The 17,436-nt window shown below is 65.2% G+C and carries 12 protein-coding genes; 10 read left to right on the top strand and 2 right to left on the bottom strand.

Features of this window, described 5'->3' with window-relative positions; translation table 11 throughout:
- Window positions 1-100: 100 nt before the first annotated feature.
- On the top strand, window positions 101-1,981 hold the full coding sequence (locus GO707_RS01420; protein ID WP_114548436.1) for a BglG family transcription antiterminator: 1,881 nt from the start codon (window positions 101-103) through the stop codon (window positions 1,979-1,981).
- A 161-nt stretch (window positions 1,982-2,142) separates the two neighbouring features.
- Here GO707_RS01420 and GO707_RS01415 read toward each other — a convergent pair whose 3' ends face one another.
- Window positions 2,143-3,768: an amidohydrolase gene (locus GO707_RS01415; RefSeq protein WP_157011709.1), complete on the bottom strand. Its 1,626-nt coding sequence runs from the start codon at window positions 3,766-3,768 to the stop codon at window positions 2,143-2,145.
- Between the two features lie 25 nt (window positions 3,769-3,793).
- Complete coding sequence (locus GO707_RS01410; protein WP_157011707.1) at window positions 3,794-5,479, bottom strand: MFS transporter; 1,686 nt, start codon at window positions 5,477-5,479, stop codon at window positions 3,794-3,796.
- A gap of 275 nt (window positions 5,480-5,754) precedes the next feature.
- On the opposite strand from GO707_RS01410, the gene GO707_RS01405 reads away from it, so the two are divergent.
- The 9 genes from GO707_RS01405 (at window position 5,755) to thrS (ending at window position 17,319) form a co-directional block, all read left to right on the top strand.
- Entirely contained in the window at window positions 5,755-6,315 is a 561-nt protein-coding gene (locus GO707_RS01405; protein ID WP_022740013.1) for a hypothetical protein, read from the top strand.
- Window positions 6,316-6,610: 295 nt separating this feature from the next.
- Window positions 6,611-7,147, top strand: a complete 537-nt coding sequence (locus GO707_RS01400; protein WP_022740012.1) for a hypothetical protein — start codon at window positions 6,611-6,613, stop codon at window positions 7,145-7,147.
- Window positions 7,148-7,411: 264 nt separating this feature from the next.
- Window positions 7,412-8,788 (top strand): trigger factor, encoded by a 1,377-nt coding sequence (gene tig, locus GO707_RS01395; protein WP_223901133.1) that lies wholly within the window; start codon window positions 7,412-7,414, stop codon window positions 8,786-8,788.
- 154 nt (window positions 8,789-8,942) lie between these two features.
- Complete coding sequence (clpP, locus tag GO707_RS01390) at window positions 8,943-9,575, top strand: ATP-dependent Clp endopeptidase proteolytic subunit ClpP (protein ID WP_051353498.1); 633 nt, start codon at window positions 8,943-8,945, stop codon at window positions 9,573-9,575.
- A gap of 6 nt (window positions 9,576-9,581) precedes the next feature.
- Window positions 9,582-10,979 carry an ATP-dependent Clp protease ATP-binding subunit ClpX gene (gene clpX / locus GO707_RS01385; protein ID WP_157011702.1) on the top strand — a complete coding sequence of 466 codons (1,398 nt, stop codon included), beginning with the start codon at window positions 9,582-9,584 and terminating at the stop codon, window positions 10,977-10,979.
- 112 nt (window positions 10,980-11,091) lie between these two features.
- Window positions 11,092-13,767: a valine--tRNA ligase gene (locus tag GO707_RS01380; protein WP_157011700.1), complete on the top strand. Its 2,676-nt coding sequence runs from the start codon at window positions 11,092-11,094 to the stop codon at window positions 13,765-13,767.
- 257 nt (window positions 13,768-14,024) lie between these two features.
- Window positions 14,025-14,576 carry a hypothetical protein gene (locus GO707_RS01375; RefSeq protein WP_157011698.1) on the top strand — a complete coding sequence of 184 codons (552 nt, stop codon included), beginning with the start codon at window positions 14,025-14,027 and terminating at the stop codon, window positions 14,574-14,576.
- 153 nt (window positions 14,577-14,729) lie between these two features.
- The gene (locus GO707_RS01370) at window positions 14,730-15,233 is read left to right on the top strand and encodes a zinc ribbon domain-containing protein (RefSeq protein ID WP_022740006.1); all 504 of its coding nucleotides are present in this window, start codon (window positions 14,730-14,732) and stop codon (window positions 15,231-15,233) included.
- A gap of 166 nt (window positions 15,234-15,399) precedes the next feature.
- Entirely contained in the window at window positions 15,400-17,319 is a 1,920-nt protein-coding gene (gene thrS, locus GO707_RS01365; protein WP_157011696.1) for a threonine--tRNA ligase, read from the top strand.
- The last annotated feature ends 117 nt before the right edge of the window (window positions 17,320-17,436 follow it).

The following is a 17,436-nucleotide window of genomic DNA, read 5'->3' as shown; positions in this document are numbered from 1 at the left end:
CCATCTTGCCACGGTATCGTCGCCCGCGACTGTTGCGGGCGGGTCTACACTAGCGAGGGGAGACGCGCTCGCGTTTCCCGGATGCGTGTGAGGAGGAGCGATGAACAGTAGACAGGGGGCGCTTTTGAGGGCGCTGCTCGAGGCCAGCGATTACCGGACGTCCGCCGATTACGCTCGACGGCTCGGCTGCTCCGATCGCACGATCCGCACTGACGTGAAGGCCCTCAACGCCTTTTTCGAACACGAGGGATTTGCCACGCGGGTGGGCCGGCAGCGCGGCGCCGGCCTGCGGCTCTCGCTCGTGCCCGACGAGGAGAACCGCCTTGTGCGGCTGCTCGAAGAGAGCGAGACCGAGATGCACCCGCGCTACGAGCGGCTGTGCCAGGAGATGATCGCGCTGACATGCCATCCGGGGCCCCATACCGCCGAGAGCCTGGCGCGGCGCATGTTCCGCAACAAGCAGCAGATCCAGTCCGATCTGCGCTGGTGGCAGGGCATGCTCGAGGTGAGCGGGCTCTCGTTGTCCGTCGGGCGCCAGATCACGGTCGAGGGCCCCGAATGGACCATCCGGGGCTTCGTCATGTCCATGCTGTTCTCGTTTTCCACCGCCGCAGTGCGCCGGCGCATCCTGCCGTCGCTGTTCGGGACGATCGACCCTTACGACCGGCAGTTTCTGGAGCGCTGCATCGCCGAGATGCAGCGCGATCTCGGCTTCGAGTTCTCCAGCAACGCGCAGTGGCAGTTCGGCGTGTACCTGTGCATCATGGTGACGCGCATCCGGCTTGGATATGGGCTCACCTCCTGGCGCGGCGCGGACGGGGCCACGCCGTTTTTCGCCTACCTGAAGAAGCGGCTGGAGCGTCACTTCTCGCTTGCGGTGAGCGACGCGGAGATGGGGCTTCTGCGCGACATGGCCCATTGCTGCACGTGGCAGTGGAGCCTGGCCGCCATGGAGGCCTACGAGCCGGGCGAGCGGGCGCGCGCGGTCACCGACGACATCGCCTCGGCCCTCGAGAACGCGTTCGGGCTGCCGCTGCCCGAGGATCTGCGCAAGCCTCTGGCCATCCTGTTCGAGAGCGGCCTTGCGCGGCGCACGTGCGGCCTGGTCGCCCCGAACCCCAACGAGGAGGCCGTGAAGTACGAGACCATGGACGGCGCCTGCCTTCTCGCCTCGGTGCTCTGCGAGGTGCCCTCTCTTGTCGAGGCCGACCTGTTCAGCCCGGATTACGCCCGAATCGCGCTCGTGCTGCTCGACTACCTCGATCAGGCCGGCGCCCTGCGCTGCTACCGCGTGGGGCTTGTGGTGAACTGCGGAATCGATCTGGCCCTGTGGGGCGCGCACCGCATCGAGAAGCTGACGAGCCGTCTCAAGGTGACCGACGTGCTGACGGAAAACGAGGTGCTCGCCGCCGTGGCGCGTCCGAACTCGACGCTGCTCGAGCGCTTCGACTTCCTCGTCTCGTTCGAGCCGCTGGATGTCGATTTCCCCAGCGTGACCGTGTCCCCGGGTGTCAGCCGCAGCGACGTCGACCATATCATCGCCTCGGTGCCGCTCTGGCGGCGGGGCCGGGAGGTGCACACCGCGTGGGAGCGGGAGACGCTTTCGGTGGGATCCTCCCCGGAGAGCCTGTTCGGCTCGCTCCACGAGCGCCTGTCGGCGGACGGGCTCATCGACATGCCGCCTGCACGCTTCGAGCGGCTCGTGTGGACGCTGTCTGTCGTGAAGGATCGCACGCTCGTGTTCGCCTGGTGCGGTTTGGGCGTCCGGAGAACGGGCATACGCATCTATCGCCTGGAAGAGGGCGAGGGCGCCGAGTGCGGGCAGTGCACCATGGCCGCCGTGCTCGTCGCGGCGCCCGGGGACCGGGCGGACCTCACCCCCCTCACGCAGGGATTCAAGCGGCTGGTGGAGGACTACGCCGACACCTCTGACTTGGTGAGCGACGACGGCTTCTTCGTCTGTTTCCCCGAGCCGGAGTAGGAGCGAGACCGGGGCGGCCCGGAAGGGAGTCGGCTGATTCGGCGCGGGTGCGGCGGCCTGCTCGGAGGGCGCTTGCGGGCCACGGGCCGGATGGCAGAAAGAAAGGGAGGCTCGCGCCTCCCTTTCTGCTTCGGTCGGTTTCCTCGATCGATCGGCTGCCGCTACTTTGCGTCGCGCTCGTAGAGGGTCTCGCCCTCCTTGATGGTGGCGAGCACCTGAATGTCGCGGATCTCGCGCGGGTCGACGGCCAAGGGGTTGCGGTCGAGCACCACGAGGTCGGCCAGCTTGCTGGTCTCGAGGGTGCCCTTATCGGCCTCCTCGCCGTACTGGTAGGCGCCGTTGTAGGTGATGGCGTGCATGGCCGCATACGGCGTCACCTTCTGGTCCTCGTCGAGCTGGACGCCGGCCTTGGTGATGCGGTTCACGGCGCACCAGGCGGCCTCTAGCAGGTTCGGGCGCAGCACCGGGGTGTCGGTGTGCAACGTGAAGGGCAGCCCCGCCCGCTCGGCATCGCCGCAGGCGCTCACGCGGCCGCCGCGCACCGGTCCGAGGTTGCGCAGGTGGGCGTCGCCCCAGTACCAGACGTGGGAGGCGAAGATCGAGGGGATCATGCCGATCTCGGCCATCTTCTCGTACTGGTCGGTGCGCGCCGTCTGGGCGTGGATCATCACCGGGCGCAGGGCCATCTTCTCCGGGTTGTCCGAAGCGTCCCGCGCCGCTTCGTAGACGCGCAAGAGCTGGTCGGCAGCTGCGTCGCCGTTGCAGTGGCACAGAAGCTGGTGGTTGGAGTCGATGGCCATCTTCGCGAAGGCGATGGCGTCCTCGTCGGTCATGGTGCTGTAGGCCACCCAGTCCTTCTCGCCGTCGGGGCCGGCCGTGTAGGGCTCGGTCATCCAGGCGGTGAGCCCCTGGGGGGAGCCGTCGAGGAACATCTTCAGGCCGCCGAAGCGGAAGTGCCCGGTGTAGTGCTGACTATCGAACTCGGCATTGTCGGCGAGCGTGGCCATCACGTCCGAGCCCCACATGGGGTAGCTCACGATGTCCATCTTCAGAAGGCCCGCCTTTGCCAGGCTCACCAGGACGCCGGCCATGTCGGGGGCGGTGGCGCCATCCTGGCAGGTGGTCACGCCGTGCTCCAGGTAGATGCGCTGCATGTCGGGCACCATGGCCGCGAAGTCCAGCCCCAGACGGGGGGTCGTCACGGCGTAGAGCGGGTTCATGGCCGCCGGCTCCTCGGCGTAGCCGTCCAAATCGCCCGAACCGTTGATGCGCCCGTAGCGGCCACCGTCCGGATCGGGTGTCGTCGGCGTGATGCCGGCCAGCTCGAGCAGGCAGTCGTTGGCCACGCCCATGTGGTTGGACACGTGCGTGATGAGCACGGGCACGTCGGTGGACACGGCGTTCGGGATGGACTTGTCGGGGTGGCGCTGCTCGACGAGGTTGTTCTGGTCGTAGCCGTTGCCCATGATGACGCCGTCCGGGCCGATGTTGCGCTCGGCGGCGAACTTCTTCAGCGTCTCAGTGATCTCGTCGAAGGAGGTGCACTCGGACAGGTCGGCGTGCAGCAGGTACTGCAGCGCGCCGGTGAAGTGGCTGTGCGGGTCGATGAGGCCGGGCAGCACCGCGGCACCGCCCAGATCCACCTCCTCGGCGCCGTCGGCGAGACGGCGGGCCTCCTCGGCGTCGCCGATGTAGGCGATGCGGCCGTCGTCGACGAGGAGCGCGTCGGCGGTGTCGACGTCATCGACCATGGTGACGAAGGTGGCGTTGGTGAAAAGCCGTTTCATAAATTTCCTTTCAAACACGCGCGAGTTACATCTCGCGGTCGACTACCGGCTCGAAGGGCATCTCGTCGGCCGTCTCGGCCACGATGGTCTCCTCCTTGCCGTCCTCTTCCTTCTTGAAGATGGTGATCCAGCGGGTCGTGAACAGGCCGAGCAGGATCAGCACGCCGGAGACCACGTAGGAGGTGATGGTGGACTGAATGCGGGCATCGGAGTTCAGCTGCACCAGCTCGGCGCGCTGGGCATCGTCCATGGGGATGTCGGCGATGGTCTGCTCGAACTGCGCATCGCCCATGAGCGAGATGTTGCGCTCGGCCACGGCGGTGCGGATCTCGGGAGTGATGACGGGGCTGTCGGCCATGGCGTTGTCGATGTTGGCGGTGATGCCGAACAGGAGCACCGCGCCGATGGCGGCCACGCCGATGGCCTGGCCCACGTTGCGCATGGTGGTCTGGATGCCGCCGGACTGCGAGGCGTCGCGCTCGTTGACGGCCAGGGCCACGATGTTGTTGGCCTGGGCGGAGACGATGCCGGCGCCAGCGCCGGCCACGGCCAGGCCCAGCCACATGAGGCCGTTGACCTCAGAGCCGTGCAGCGAGAAGGCCATGGGGATGAAGGCGCAGGCCATCACGATGTAGCCGACCTGGATGACGCGGCGCGGGTTGGCGTTGGGCATAAACTTCGGAATGCCCAGCGAGAAGATGAAGGTGGGGATGCCGACGGCCAGCGCCATGACGCCCATGAGCACCGGGGACCAGCCGGCAACGAGCTGCAGGTAGGGGGACAGGAGGATAGCCTGAACGCCCATGAAGAAGAAGGTGATGGCGCTTGCCACGAGGCCGGCGCGCACCTGCGGGGTCTTCAAGAAGGACTGGGGCAGAAGGGCGATGCCGTTCTTCTGCTCGACGCGCTTCTCCATGGGCACCAGGATCACGAGCAGGATCAGGCCGAGAATGGCCATGGGCAGGGCCGGGGAGATGCCGAAGATGGTGAAGGGGCACTCGGCGAAGGGCTCGATGAGGCCCCAGGCGGAGATGCGGGAGAGGCCGACGAGGAACAGGAACAGGCCCGTGGCGGCGATGCCGGTGCCCAGCCCGTCGAACTTCAGCTTCTCAGCGGGCTTCTCGATGGCCGGCAGCTTGAAGGACAGCAGCAGCACCAGGGCGAAGTACACGGCCAGGGCGCCGAAGGTCACGCGGAAACCGCCGAACTGCATGACGATGCCCAGGAACAGCGGCAGGAAGGCCGACAGTCCCGAGGCGGCGCCGATGCAGCCGAAGGCCAGCACGCGGTTCTTGCCATGGTAGATGAACGGAATGAGGCCGAGCACCGAGGGGATCATGAAGCTGGCGCCGAAGCCGACAAGGATGCGGCCGCCCCAGATGAAGATCGTCATGTTCGGCGACAGCGCCATGACCAGCTCGCCGGCGGCGCACAGGGCCGCGCCGAGGCGGAAGTTGGTGCGCCAGCCGATGATGGTGCCCACCAGGCCGCCCGCTGCCATGAAGGCGCCGGCCATCAGCGAGTACACCATGTTCGCCAGCTGGATGTCGGGGGTCGTCGCACCGAGCACGTCGACCAGCTGTTGGTTGGCCAGTCCGAGCGCGCCGTTGTCGCCCGACGTTCCCATCTGCGCCAGAATCAACACGATAATGGGCAGCACGAGGAACTTCTCAACACCCCCCTCGGGATGTGTCGCTTTGCTCTTCGCCATTATGTCCTCCTTTAATCTTGGATGGGATGTCTACGCCGAAAAGGGTAGTCTCGTCGGCTCCCTTCGTTATTCGGCGGCGCTCATTGTAGAAAGATTGCTTCCTTTTCGCACATGAAGCATTTCCGTTGCAACGGAAATGCTTCATGTGCGAAAAGGAAACACCGGTTCCTATACTGCTCGACGGTCAATTTCCGCGCGGCCCTTCTCGGCACCCCGACAAGATGCGAGGGGGCGCGGTTTGCGAACGAGCATGGCAAGAAGAAAGGAATCACTTCATGGCAAAGACCTCCAAGACCCCGAAAGCCCCCAAGTCCTTCAAGTCCTACGCGCTGAACAAGTGCCTCATCGGCTACGGCGTGGTGAACGGCATCATCAACGCGGCCATCTTCGCCGGCATCAACGCCGGTGCTCCCGATGCGATGTTCGGCATGCACGACATCGTGCACGACCTCGCCTTCACCGGCCTTCTCCTCGGCATGCTGCTGTTCGCCTGCGTCGTGCCGCTCACCCGCATGGATCTGCGCAAGGGCGTTTTCTCCCTGCCCGGTGCGGCGGGCGGTGCCTTTCCGCTCGTCTCCTCGTCCTACGCGGTCTCCATTCTCGGCGTGGGCGCGCTCGCCGCGGTGGTCATGACCGGTGCCGGCGCCCTTCTTTCCTTGGCATTGCCGGCCGCCGGCGCTACCGTGACCGGCATGATGTTCCTCAAGGGCCTGGTGTGCGCTTTGGGCGGCGCGGTCGCCGGCTGGTTCACCATCAGCTTTGTGGTGCGCGGCCAGCAGAAGGCCGACGAGGTGGCGGCCGCCATGGCCTCCAAGACTGCCGAGGCAGCGCTCTAGGGCAATCTGCTTGGATCTGCGCTTGCGCCCGTCGAGATCGGTCTTGCGAGAGGCCGTTCCCGGCGGGCGCGCTTTGTTTCGAGCGAGGCGCGGGGGCTGCTTGTCGAAACAGGTCGGGAACGAATCGGTGGCTCGCCTATGGCAAGGTTGCCCCTAAGGTTCCTCCGTGCCCACCCTTCCGTAACGGCATTCCGGGTTTTCGCCGATGGCATCAGCGCGATGCCCATAATGAGGCGCGCCGGGCGACTTCGGCAAGTTGTGCCAGCAGACGAAGATCCCGATGAAAGGAATGCTCATGGCAAAGTCAATGGCTGGCTCGGCGCCCGCGGCGCCGACGCGGTCCGCTAAGCCGTTCAATTCATACTTGCTGAATAAGTGCATCGTCGGTTACGGCATCATCAACGGCATCATTAATGCGGTCATTTTCTATCTTATGCACCTGTCCGAGCCCGAGCTCCTCTTCAGCGAGGCCGACATCTTCCATGACTTCGCGCTTACGGGGGTTCTGCTCGGCATTCTGCTGTTCGTCATCGTGGTGCCGCTCACCCGCATGGATCTGCGCAAGGGCGTTTTCTCCGGGCCGAATGTCGCCAATCTCGGCGGCGCGGCGTCTCTCGTGCCGGCGAGCTACGCTCCGGCATTGCTCGTGGCAACGGTTGCCGCCACCGTCTCGCTGATGGGCGTCGGCGCTTTCGCCTGCGTGCTTCTGCCGCTGCCGCTTACCGTGACGGGCCTTATGCTGCTCAAGGGCCTTGTGTGCGCTTGCGCCGGGGCCGTTGCCGGGTACATCACGATCTGCTACGTCGTGCGCTCCGGCAAAAGCGAGGCCTAAGCGGCGGTCTGCAGAGTCCCGGTTCCCTGCTTGGGACGGGCGGGGATCGCCAGAGTACGTCGAATCGACGCTCCTGGGAGACGCGGGATGCCCCGCGTCTCTTTTTTGTGTCATGGTGTCGGTGACGTGTAGCCACTGTGGGAGGGTTGTGGCATAATAGCGAACCGTGCGCTTCCGCGGCGGATTCCCGTGGCGGATCGCCGAGGAAGTGTTCGCGCGGGCGATAAGCCCGTAACGTGTCAAGAAACGATGGAGGAACTATTCGTGGAAACTAAGGTTGAGTCCCTGGAGGGCAACAAGGTCAAGGTCACCGTCACGGTGGACGCCGCTGATATCGACGGCCGCATCAAGAAAACCTACAAGGACTTCGCTCGCAAGTACAACTTCCCGGGATTCCGCAAGGGCAAGGCCCCGCGCCCGGTTATCGACAACGCCCTCGGCGCCGAGGCGGTCGTCGGCACCGTCACCGAGGAGCTGCTGAACGGCACGTGGACGGCCGCGATCGACGAGGCCAAGCTCGCCCCGGTGGGCGGCCCGGTCATGGAGACCAACGAGATCGTGAAGGCCGGCGAGCCCTACGAGTACTCCTTCACCATCGAGCTGCGCCCCGAGGTAGAGCTTACCAGCTACGAGCCCGTGGCCATCGAGATGCCTTTCGCCGAGGCCACCGATGCCGAGATCGACGAGCAGGTCGAGGCCATGGCCGAGCACTACACCGACTATGAGGACGCTTCTGCCGCCACCAAGATGAAGCCGGAGAACTACGCCGACCTCACCATGAAGGCCACCGACGCCGACGGCAACGAGATCGCCGCGCTTACGAGCGAGTCCCGTCTGTACGGCCCGGGCACTGGCATGTTCTCCGAGGCCTTCGACGAGGAGATCCTCGGTATGAAGAAGGGCCAGACCAAAGAGTTCACGCTCGAGATTCCCGAGGACGAGACGGCCGTGCTTCTGGCCGGTCAGGCGGGCAAGCCCGTTACCTTCGAGGTCACCTGCAACGTGGTGAAGAAGAAGGTCACGCCCGAGGTCACCGACGAGTGGGCCAAGGAGAAGATGGGCTTCGAGTCCGTCGAGGACATGCGCGAGCGCATCAAGGAGTCGCTGGATATGCAGAAGAGCTCGCTGATGCCGCGCATCAAGGAGAACAACATCATGGTCGGGCTGCGCGACCGCGTCGAGGGCGACGTGCCCGAGTCCCTGGTTGAGCAGGCCGAGACGTCGCTGCTCCAGGACTTCTTCGGCCAGCTGCAGCAGGCCGGCATGACCTTCGACGCCTATCTGGCCAGCCAGAACATCACGCCCGATCAGTTCAAGGCCGACCTGAAGGCCCAGTCTGCCGACCAGGTGAAGGAAGAGCTCGCGCTCGAGGCCTGGGCTCGCCACAACAACATGGAGATCACCGATGCGGACGTCGCCGCCGAGTTCGCCAAGACCGGCGTGGAGGATCCCGCGGCGCTGGAGCAGGAGTGGCGCGACGCCGGCCGTCTGCACCTCATCCGCACGGGTCTTTTGCGCCAGAAGGCCATCGAGGATCTCATGGAGAACGCGAGCGTGACCGAGGTGGACTTCGCCGCCAAGGCCGCTGAGGAGAAGAAGGCCGCCAAGAAGGACGAGAAGGCCGAAGAGGCCGCCGAGTAGCTTTCCGGCTAGCACGTTTTCGAAGGGGCGGGTCTCACCGCCCTTTCTGCTATTTTCGCTAGGAGTCTTGCGCTGCGAACGGATGTATAGCAATATGATCTTGAACTATGTGGAGGCCGCTGCGAGCGGCCCTATTTACGAAAGCGAGGTATCTATGGGCATCGAACGCGTGAACAACGCCCTCATCCCCTACGTCATTGAGCAGTCGCCGCGCGGCGAGCGCAGCTACGACATCTACAGCCGCCTGCTCAACGACCGCATCATCTTCCTGGGCGAGCAGATCGACGACCACGTGGCCAACTCGGTCGTGGCGCAGCTTTTGCACCTGGAGGCCACCGATCCGGACAAGGACATCTCCCTGTACATCAACTCGCCCGGCGGCTCGGTCACGGCCGGCCTCGGCATTCTGGACACCATGAACTTCATCAAGTGCGACGTGTCCACCATCTGCATCGGCGAGTGCGCCTCCATGGCCGCGGTGCTCCTCTCCTCGGGCACCAAGGGCAAGCGCTTCGTGCTGCCGAACTCCATGGTGCTCATCCACCAGCCCTTGGGCGGCGCCCAGGGCCAGCAGACGGAAATCGCCATCGTGGCCGACTTCATGCTGAAGACGCGCAAGCGCCTGAACAAGATCCTGTCCGAGAACACCGGCCAGTCCATCGAGAAGATTCAGCTCGATACCGAGCGCGACAACTACATGACCGCGGAGGAGGCCAAGGAATACGGCCTCGTCGACGAGATCATCTACCATCACGGCGCCATGCCCGGAGAGAAGAAGAGCGAATAAGACCCCATGAACCATCGTCACGACAATTACGGCCCCACTGACACCAATTATTTCTGCGCCTTCTGCGGCAAGACCGGAGACCAGGTCAACGCCATGATCTCCGGCCCCAACGGCATCTATATCTGCGACGAGTGCATCTCGGTGTGCGCCGATGCCATGATGCGGGACATGGGCTACGCCATGGCCCAGGAGGTGGAGATGCTGGAGGACGATCCCCGCCGCATGGGCTGGATGAACCCGCCGGCCGCCCAGGTCGAGCGCCAGGCCAGTCCCGTGGTCGACAACGCCCCCTCGCCGGCCGAGGTGCTGGGAGATTTGCCGACGCCCCACGAGCTGTACGCGCGCCTGTCCGAGCACGTCGTCGGCCAGGAGGAGGCCAAGCGCGCCCTTTCCGTGGCCGTCTACAACCACTACAAGCGAATCTCCATGGGCGCCGCCGCCCAGGAGGGCGACGTGGAGCTGGCCAAGTCGAACATCATGCTCATCGGCCCCACCGGCTCGGGCAAGACGCTTCTGGCCCAGACGCTGGCCCGCACGCTGAAGGTGCCCTTCGCCATCGCTGACGCCACCACGCTCACCGAGGCGGGATACGTGGGCGAGGACGTGGAGAACATCCTGCTCAAGCTCATCACCGCCGCCGACTTCGAGGTGCCCCGGGCCGAGATCGGCATCATCTACATCGACGAGATCGACAAGATCGCCCGCAAGGCCGAGAACCTCTCCATCACCCGCGACGTGTCCGGCGAGGGCGTCCAGCAGGCGCTCCTCAAGATCGTCGAGGGCTGCGAGGCGAGCGTGCCTCCCCAGGGCGGCCGCAAGCACCCCCAGCAGGAGCTCATCCCCATCGACACGACGAACATCCTGTTCATTCTGGGCGGTGCCTTCGTGGGCCTGGCCGACATCGTGGCCCAGCGCGTGGGCACCACGTCCCTCGGCTTCGCCAGCGAGCTGCCCGCCTCCAAGAAGGAGTCCGAGGCCGAGCTTCTGAAGAAGGTGCTGCCGGAGGACTTGAACAAGTACGGCATGATCCCCGAGTTCGTGGGCCGCATCCCGGTCATCACGTCGCTGAACGAGCTGTCGGAGGAGGATCTCGTCCGCATCCTCGTCGAGCCGAAGAACGCGCTCGTCAAGCAGTACACCCGCATGTTCGAGTTCGAGGACTCGCGCCTCACCTTCGAGCCGGCGGCGCTTTCCGCCATCGCCCATGAGGCGGTGGAACACGGCACCGGCGCCCGCGGCCTGCGCTCCATCTGCGAGCGCGTGCTCATGGACGTCATGTACGACTTGCCGGAGCACAGGGGCGCCACCTCCGTCACGGTGCGCGCGAGCGATATCGCCGGTGAGACGCGCCCCGAGATCGTCGAGATCGCCGACGGAAGCGCTCAGGTGGCTCTTTCTGCGTAAGGCAGCGGGCCTTCTGTGCGATAATCGCCCAAGGCAATCTGGCGGGCGGCCGCGTGCGTGCCGCCCGCCTTGTTTTATACCGAGCAATCAGGGAAAGCGAGGGCAAGGGCCTATGTCCGAGGACAAGAAGAAGTCCACCGACTACGCCGCCATGGAGCGGCCCATCTTCGAGGCGTGGAAGGACGCCGGCTACTTCCAACGCACGCCGGGCTTCGGCGAGCATGCCGACGAATCCTACACCATCGTCATCCCGCCGCCGAACATCACCGGCGTGCTGCACATGGGGCATGCCCTGAACGACACCATCCAGGACGCCTGCATCCGCCGCGCCCGCATGCGGGGCTTTAAAACCCGCTGGATCATCGGCACCGATCACGCCGGCATTTCCACCCAGACCAAGGTGGACAAGCGTCTGGCCGAGCAGGGCATCTCGCGCTTGGAAATCGGCCGCGAGGCGTTCATCGAGGAATGCTACAAGTGGCGCGAGGAGTACGGCACCACCATCGTGAACCAGATCAAGGGCATGGGCTGCTCCTGCGACTACTCCGACGAGCACTTCACGCTCGAGCCGGCCTACGTGCGCGCCGTGCGGAAGCTGTTCACCGACTGGTACCACGAGGACATCATCTACCGCGGCAAGCGCATCGTGAACTGGTGCCCGCACTGCACCACGGCCATCGCCGACGACGAGGCCGAGTACGTGGACGAGGCGGGGCATCTGTGGTACCTGCGCTACCCGCTCGCCGAGCCGGTGGACGGCCTGGAGTACCTGGTCGTCGCCACCACGCGTCCCGAAACGATGCTGGGCGACACCGGCGTGGCCGTCAATCCCAAGGACGAGCGCTTCGGGCACCTCGTCGGCAAGACGGTGAAGCTGCCGCTCGTGGACCGCGAGATTCCCATCTTCGCCGACTGGCACGTGGATACCGAATTCGGCACGGGCTGCGTGAAGGTGACGCCGTCGCATGACCCCAACGACTGGGCCATGGGGGAGCGCGCCGGTCTTGAGCGCATCAACATCTTCGACGAGACGGCCCATGTCGTGGAAGGCTACGGGAAGTTCTCCGGCATGGACCGCGACGAGGCCCGCGAGGCCATCGTGGCCGCCTTCGACGAGCTGGGCCTGCTCGATCACGTGGAGGATCACGACCATTCCGTAATGACCTGCTACCGCTGCCATACCAAGCTGGAGCCCTGGGAGTCCGAGCAGTGGTTCGTGGCCGTGGACGCCCTGAAGGAGCCGGCGGCCCGCGTGGTGGAGGACGGCTCCATCCAGTTCCATCCCGCGCGCTGGAAGCAGGTGTACCTGGACTGGCTCGCCAACCTGAAGGACTGGTGCATCTCCCGCCAGCTGTGGTGGGGCCACCGCATTCCCATGTTCTACTGCGACACCTGCGGCTGGGAGGACGCCTCGGTGGAGGAAATCGAGGTGTGCCCGGTCTGCGGCGCGCCGGTGCGCCAGGACGAGGACGTGCTGGACACCTGGTTCTCCAGCCAGCTGTGGCCCTTTGCCACCATGGGCTGGACCGAGGAGGGCATGGACGCCCCGCAGATGCGCGACGCCTACCCGACCCAGGTGCTCTCCACGGCCCGCGACATCATGGGCCTGTGGGTGGCGCGCATGGTCATGGCCTCCATGTACTGCTGCGACGAGACCATCCCCTTCGACGACGTCATCATCCATCCGACGGTCATGGCCGCCGACGGCAAGCCCATGTCGAAGAGCCGCGGCAACGGCGTCGATCCGCTGCGCCTCATGGAGGACTACGGCGCCGACGGCATGCGCTTCGGCCTGCTCATGCAGGTGACCGGCGCCCAGGACTTGAAGTTCAACGAGGCGAAGCTGGAAAGCTCCCGCAACTTCGCGAACAAGGTGAAGAACGCGAGCCGTTTCGTGCTCATGAACCTGGAAGGGTATGAGCCCGGCGCGCCCGAGCCCACCACGCCGGCCGACCGCTGGATCTTCTCGCGACTGGCCAAGATCGTCGCTGCGGTGGACGCGGCCTACGATAACTTCGAGTTCGGCGAGATCACCCGCGAGCTGTACAGCTTCGTGTGGAACGAGTTCTGCGACTGGTACATCGAGTTCTCGAAGGCGCGCCTGGGGGCCGACGCCGATCCGGCCGACCGCGTCGTGTGCCAGCGCAACCTCGTGTTCGTGCTGGGGCAGATCCTGCGCCTTCTGCATCCCATCATGCCGTTCGTGACCGAGCAGGTCTACGGTGAGATGCCCAAGGATGCCGATGCGGCTCCGATGCTCATCGTGGCCGCGTGGCCCGATGCGGGCGAGCTCGCCGCCTATGTGGACGAGGACGCCGAGCGGGCCATTGCCATGGTGTGCGAGGTGGTGGGTGCCGTGCGTTCCACCCGGGCGCGCTACGGCATCTCCCCGAAGACGGCGCTGCCCGTGGCCGTGAAGGTGGCCGACGAGACCGATGCCGCGCTGCTTCTGGGCCAGGAACATCTGGTGCGCCAGCTCGCCAACGTGGAGGAGTTCGACGTGGCCGTGGAGGCTTCCAAGCCCGCCGAGTCCGCTGTGGTGCTGGGAAGCGGCCTGGAGGTGTACATCGTGCTGGCGGGGCATGTGGACTTCGCCGCCGAGCGCGCCCGCCTCGTGAAGGAGCGCGAGGGCGTGGCCAAGGATGCCGCCAAGTTCGAGAAGAAGCTCTCCAACCCCGGCTTCCTGGCGAAGGCGGCCCCCGAGATCGTCGTGAAGGACCGCGCCAAGCTCGCCGACCTCACCGACAAGCTCGCCCGTCTGGACGCCCAGATCGCCGAGCTGGGGTAAGCTTTTTCAATTCCGCATTACTCGTGATTTGATCCGTAGGGGGCGACCTTGGTCGCCCCTTTTCAGTTTCGTGAATCTCCCTTTTTTGGGAGGGCGGCGCAAGCGCCGCCCCTACGGAGTTTTGCAACTTCGCGCGGCGAGAATGCGCTGCGACGCGACTGCGGTCAGCGCGGGGAACGAAACGGGACATCCCCGCGTCGTTTCTGCGGTTCGGCTCTGCCGGGAAGCGCTTCCGGTACTACCAGGCTGTCCTGGATGTGAGGGAGCTTCCCGCTGGGGACGACTACGACCGGTTGCCCGAGAGCTTCGTCGTCTTCCTGTGCAGCCAGGATCCCTTCGGGTACGACCTGCCCGTCTACCATCTCGAGCGCCGATGCGACGAGGTCCCCGAATTGCGGCTCGGGGATGCCTCGCACTGGCTCGCGCTGAACGCCCGGGCATGGGAGGACGCGCCGGGCGGCGATCTGCTCGATCTGTTAAGATATGCCCAGACGGGCAAGGCCCTGGGATCGCTCTCGCGCAAGATAGAGGCAGCGGTCGGGCGGGCCAACGAGGATCGAGAGTGGGTGGACAAGGTGTGGTCGGTGAGCACGATCGTGGAGAACGCCGCGCGGCGCGAGCGCATAAACGGCCGCATAGCCTGCGAGGAGGCGCGCGAGGAAGGTCGCCAAGAAGGTCGCGAGGAGGGTTCCGCGCGATTCGCCGCCCTGGCATCCCGGCTCATAGAGGCCGGCCGTGTCGACGACCTTGCGCAAGCGGCGTCCGATCCCGCTCGTCGCGACGAGCTCTTCCGGGAACTGGGAGTCTGAAGTTGCTCATCCTCTAACAGCAACCAATGTGCTTTCGTCTCTCGCCCTCGGCGGAATATACGGTGCGTTCGTGCAGGTGGGGTTCACTTGCTTGCAGGTTTGCTATAATGGGCCGACACGTCATCAATTGCACTCGAATCAGAAGAGGTTGATATGAGCGAGCTTCTTGCCCAGCTGTGGACGCCGGAGATGCAGGCGGCCTTTACTGTTGTCTTGGTTCTGCTGGTCATTTTGTACGTGCTTTCCATCGTGTGGGTCGTGCGCGACGCCTATCTGCGCGGCACCGCCTGGTACATCTGGGCCGTGGTGGCGCTCGTGCCGGTGCTGGGCTTGGTGGCCTACTGCTTGCTGCGCCCTCCGCTGCTCCAACTCGATCGCGACGAGCAGGAGCTGGAGATCGCGCTCAAACAGCGCCAGCTCATGAAGTACGGCGAATGCGCCAACTGCGGCTATCCCGTAGAGGCGGACTTTGTCCTGTGCCCGAACTGCCACACGCAACTGAAGAACCTCTGCATGCGCTGCAACCACGCGCTTGAGCCCTCTTGGACGGTCTGCCCTTACTGCGCCACACCCGTGGGCGCCCCTGCTCCGCATGCCACGCGTCAGCGTCGCCCCTCTGGCCAGGCGCGTCAGAGCCGCCCGGCCAGCCAGGGCTAGGCTTTTTTCAACAAGTTAGCCTAAAGGCAGAGCCGCCCCCGTGCGGCTCTGTTTTAATAGGGGAGCATCGGAATCCCGGTGCTTCGAAACGGAGTCGGGGTAGTCAACGCCCCGGCGGAAACCGCGCAGGCGCTCTGTGCGCGCCCGGCGCGAGGAAAGGAGTTCCATGAACATCGTACTGCCCGACGGATCCGTCAAGGAGCTGGAAGAGGGCGCCACCGTCGCCGACGTGGCCGCCTCCATCGGCGCGGGGCTCGCCCGCGCGGCGCTGGCCGGCATCGTCAACGACACCCCCGTCGACTTGGACACCGTCGTCTCCGACGGCGATTCCGTGGCCATCGTCACCGCCAAGAGCGACGAGGGCCTCGAGCTCATGCGCCATTCCACGGCCCATCTTCTGGCCGCCGCCCTCACCGATATGTACCCCGGTGTGAAGTTCGGCGTCGGCCCGGCCATCGAGAACGGCTTCTACTACGACATCGAGCTGCCCGAGGGCGTGACCGTCTCGCCGGACGACTTCGCCGCCATTGAGGCCCGCATGGCCGAGATCGCCAAGTCCGGCGCCGCCATCGTCCGTCGCGAGGTCAGCCGCGACGAGGCGCGGGAGATCTTCACCGACCAGCCGCTCAAGCTCGAGCTCATCGACGAGCTGCCCGAGGACGAGACCATCTCCATCTACCAGCTCGGCGACTTCACCGACCTGTGCCGCGGGCCGCACGTGCCCGACACCGGCAAGCTCGGCGCCTACAAGCTCACCAAGGTGGCCGGCGCCTACTGGAAGGGCGACTCGGACAACGAGATGCTCACCCGCATCTACGGCACGGCGTTCTTCGGCAAAAAGGAGCTGGAGGAGTACCTGCACAACCTGGAGGAGGCCGAGAAGCGCGACCACCGCAAGCTCGGGCGCGAGCTGGGCATCTACATGATGGAGCCCATGGCCGGCGTGGGATTGCCGCTGTACCTTCCCAAGGGCGCGCGCGTCATCCGCACCTTGCAGGAGTGGCTGCGCCGCGATCTGTACGAGCGCGGCTACGAGGAGGTCATCACTCCGCACATCTACAACGCGGATGTGTGGAAGACCTCCGGCCATTACGGCTTCTACCACGAGAACATGTACTTCTTCCAGATCAACGAGGGCACCGATGAGGAGCCTCGCTACTCCGAGTACGGCGTGAAGCCCATGAACTGCCCGGGGCACGTGATCATCTACAAGAACGAGCTGCACTCCTACCGCGATCTGCCGCTGCGCTACTTCGAGTTCGGCACCGTGTACCGCCACGAGATGTCCGGCGTGGTCCACGGCCTCTTGCGCGCCCGCGGCTTCACCCAGGACGACGCCCACATCTTCTGCACCAAAGACCAGGTGGTCGACGAGGTAGTCGCCATCCTGGAGCTGGTCGACTACATCATGGGCACCTTCGGCTTCACCTACGAGGCCGAGATCTCCACGCGCCCGGACAAGTCCATCGGCACCGACGACATGTGGGAGCACGCCACCGACTCGCTGAAGGAGGCTTGCGCGCGTCGCGGCCTGGCCTACGACATCAATGAGGGCGACGGCGCCTTCTACGGGCCGAAGATCGACATCAAGGTGAAGGACGCCATCGGGCGCACCTGGCAGTGCTCCACAGTGCAGATCGACTTCAACATGCCCATGCGCTTCGGGCTGACCTACCGCACCGAGGACAACACCGAGGAGACCCCCTGGATGCTGCACCGCGCCATCTTCGGCTCCATCGAGCGCTTCCTCGGCATCTTGATCGAGCACTATGCCGGCGCGCTGCCGCTGTGGCTGGCCCCGGTGCAGGTGGCCGTCATCCCCATCGCCGACCGCCACAAGGAGGCGGCGGCCGAGTTCGCCGGCGAGCTGAAGGCCGTGGGCGGCCGCGTGGAGGTCATGGATCAGAACGAGCCCATGAAGGTGAAGATCGCGAAGGCCCAGAGCCAGAAGATCCCCTACATGATCGTCATGGGCGACAAGGAGGTCGAGGAGAAGCTCGTCAGCGTGCGCGAGCGCTCGGAGGGCGATTTGGGCCAGTGGGATCGCCAGAAGTTCATCGACGTGATCAGGGACGCCGCCATCTAGACCTATAGCCAGAAACTATAGGTAACACCGCGTCAAACGCAAGGCTCCGAGGGTACACTGCCCTCGGAGCTTTTTACGTTCCGAAGGAACGAGCGCGGGATCGAAGGGGCCGGATGC

This window comes from Adlercreutzia rubneri (assembly GCF_009755265.1).
GTDB classification, from domain to species: Bacteria; Actinomycetota; Coriobacteriia; order Coriobacteriales; family Eggerthellaceae; genus Adlercreutzia; species Adlercreutzia rubneri.
The sequence above is the reverse complement of the archived record's forward strand: the minus strand, read 5'-3'. Positions and strand labels throughout refer to the sequence as shown.

Excerpts from the sequence above, each read along its gene's own strand:
- GO707_RS01370 (WP_022740006.1), top strand. The coding sequence starts at position 14,730 with ATGAGCGAGCTTCTTGCCCAGCTGTGGACGCCGGAGATGCAGGCGGCC.
- GO707_RS01420 (WP_114548436.1), top strand. The coding sequence starts at position 101 with ATGAACAGTAGACAGGGGGCGCTTTTGAGGGCGCTGCTCGAGGCCAGC.
- GO707_RS01410 (WP_157011707.1), bottom strand. The coding sequence starts at position 5,479 with ATGGCGAAGAGCAAAGCGACACATCCCGAGGGGGGTGTTGAGAAGTTC.
- GO707_RS01405 (WP_022740013.1), top strand. The coding sequence starts at position 5,755 with ATGGCAAAGACCTCCAAGACCCCGAAAGCCCCCAAGTCCTTCAAGTCC.
- clpX (WP_157011702.1), top strand. The coding sequence starts at position 9,582 with ATGAACCATCGTCACGACAATTACGGCCCCACTGACACCAATTATTTC.
- GO707_RS01415 (WP_157011709.1), bottom strand. The coding sequence starts at position 3,768 with ATGAAACGGCTTTTCACCAACGCCACCTTCGTCACCATGGTCGATGAC.
- GO707_RS01380 (WP_157011700.1), top strand. The coding sequence starts at position 11,092 with ATGTCCGAGGACAAGAAGAAGTCCACCGACTACGCCGCCATGGAGCGG.
- GO707_RS01400 (WP_022740012.1), top strand. The coding sequence starts at position 6,611 with ATGGCAAAGTCAATGGCTGGCTCGGCGCCCGCGGCGCCGACGCGGTCC.
- clpP (WP_051353498.1), top strand. The coding sequence starts at position 8,943 with ATGGGCATCGAACGCGTGAACAACGCCCTCATCCCCTACGTCATTGAG.
- thrS (WP_157011696.1), top strand. The coding sequence starts at position 15,400 with ATGAACATCGTACTGCCCGACGGATCCGTCAAGGAGCTGGAAGAGGGC.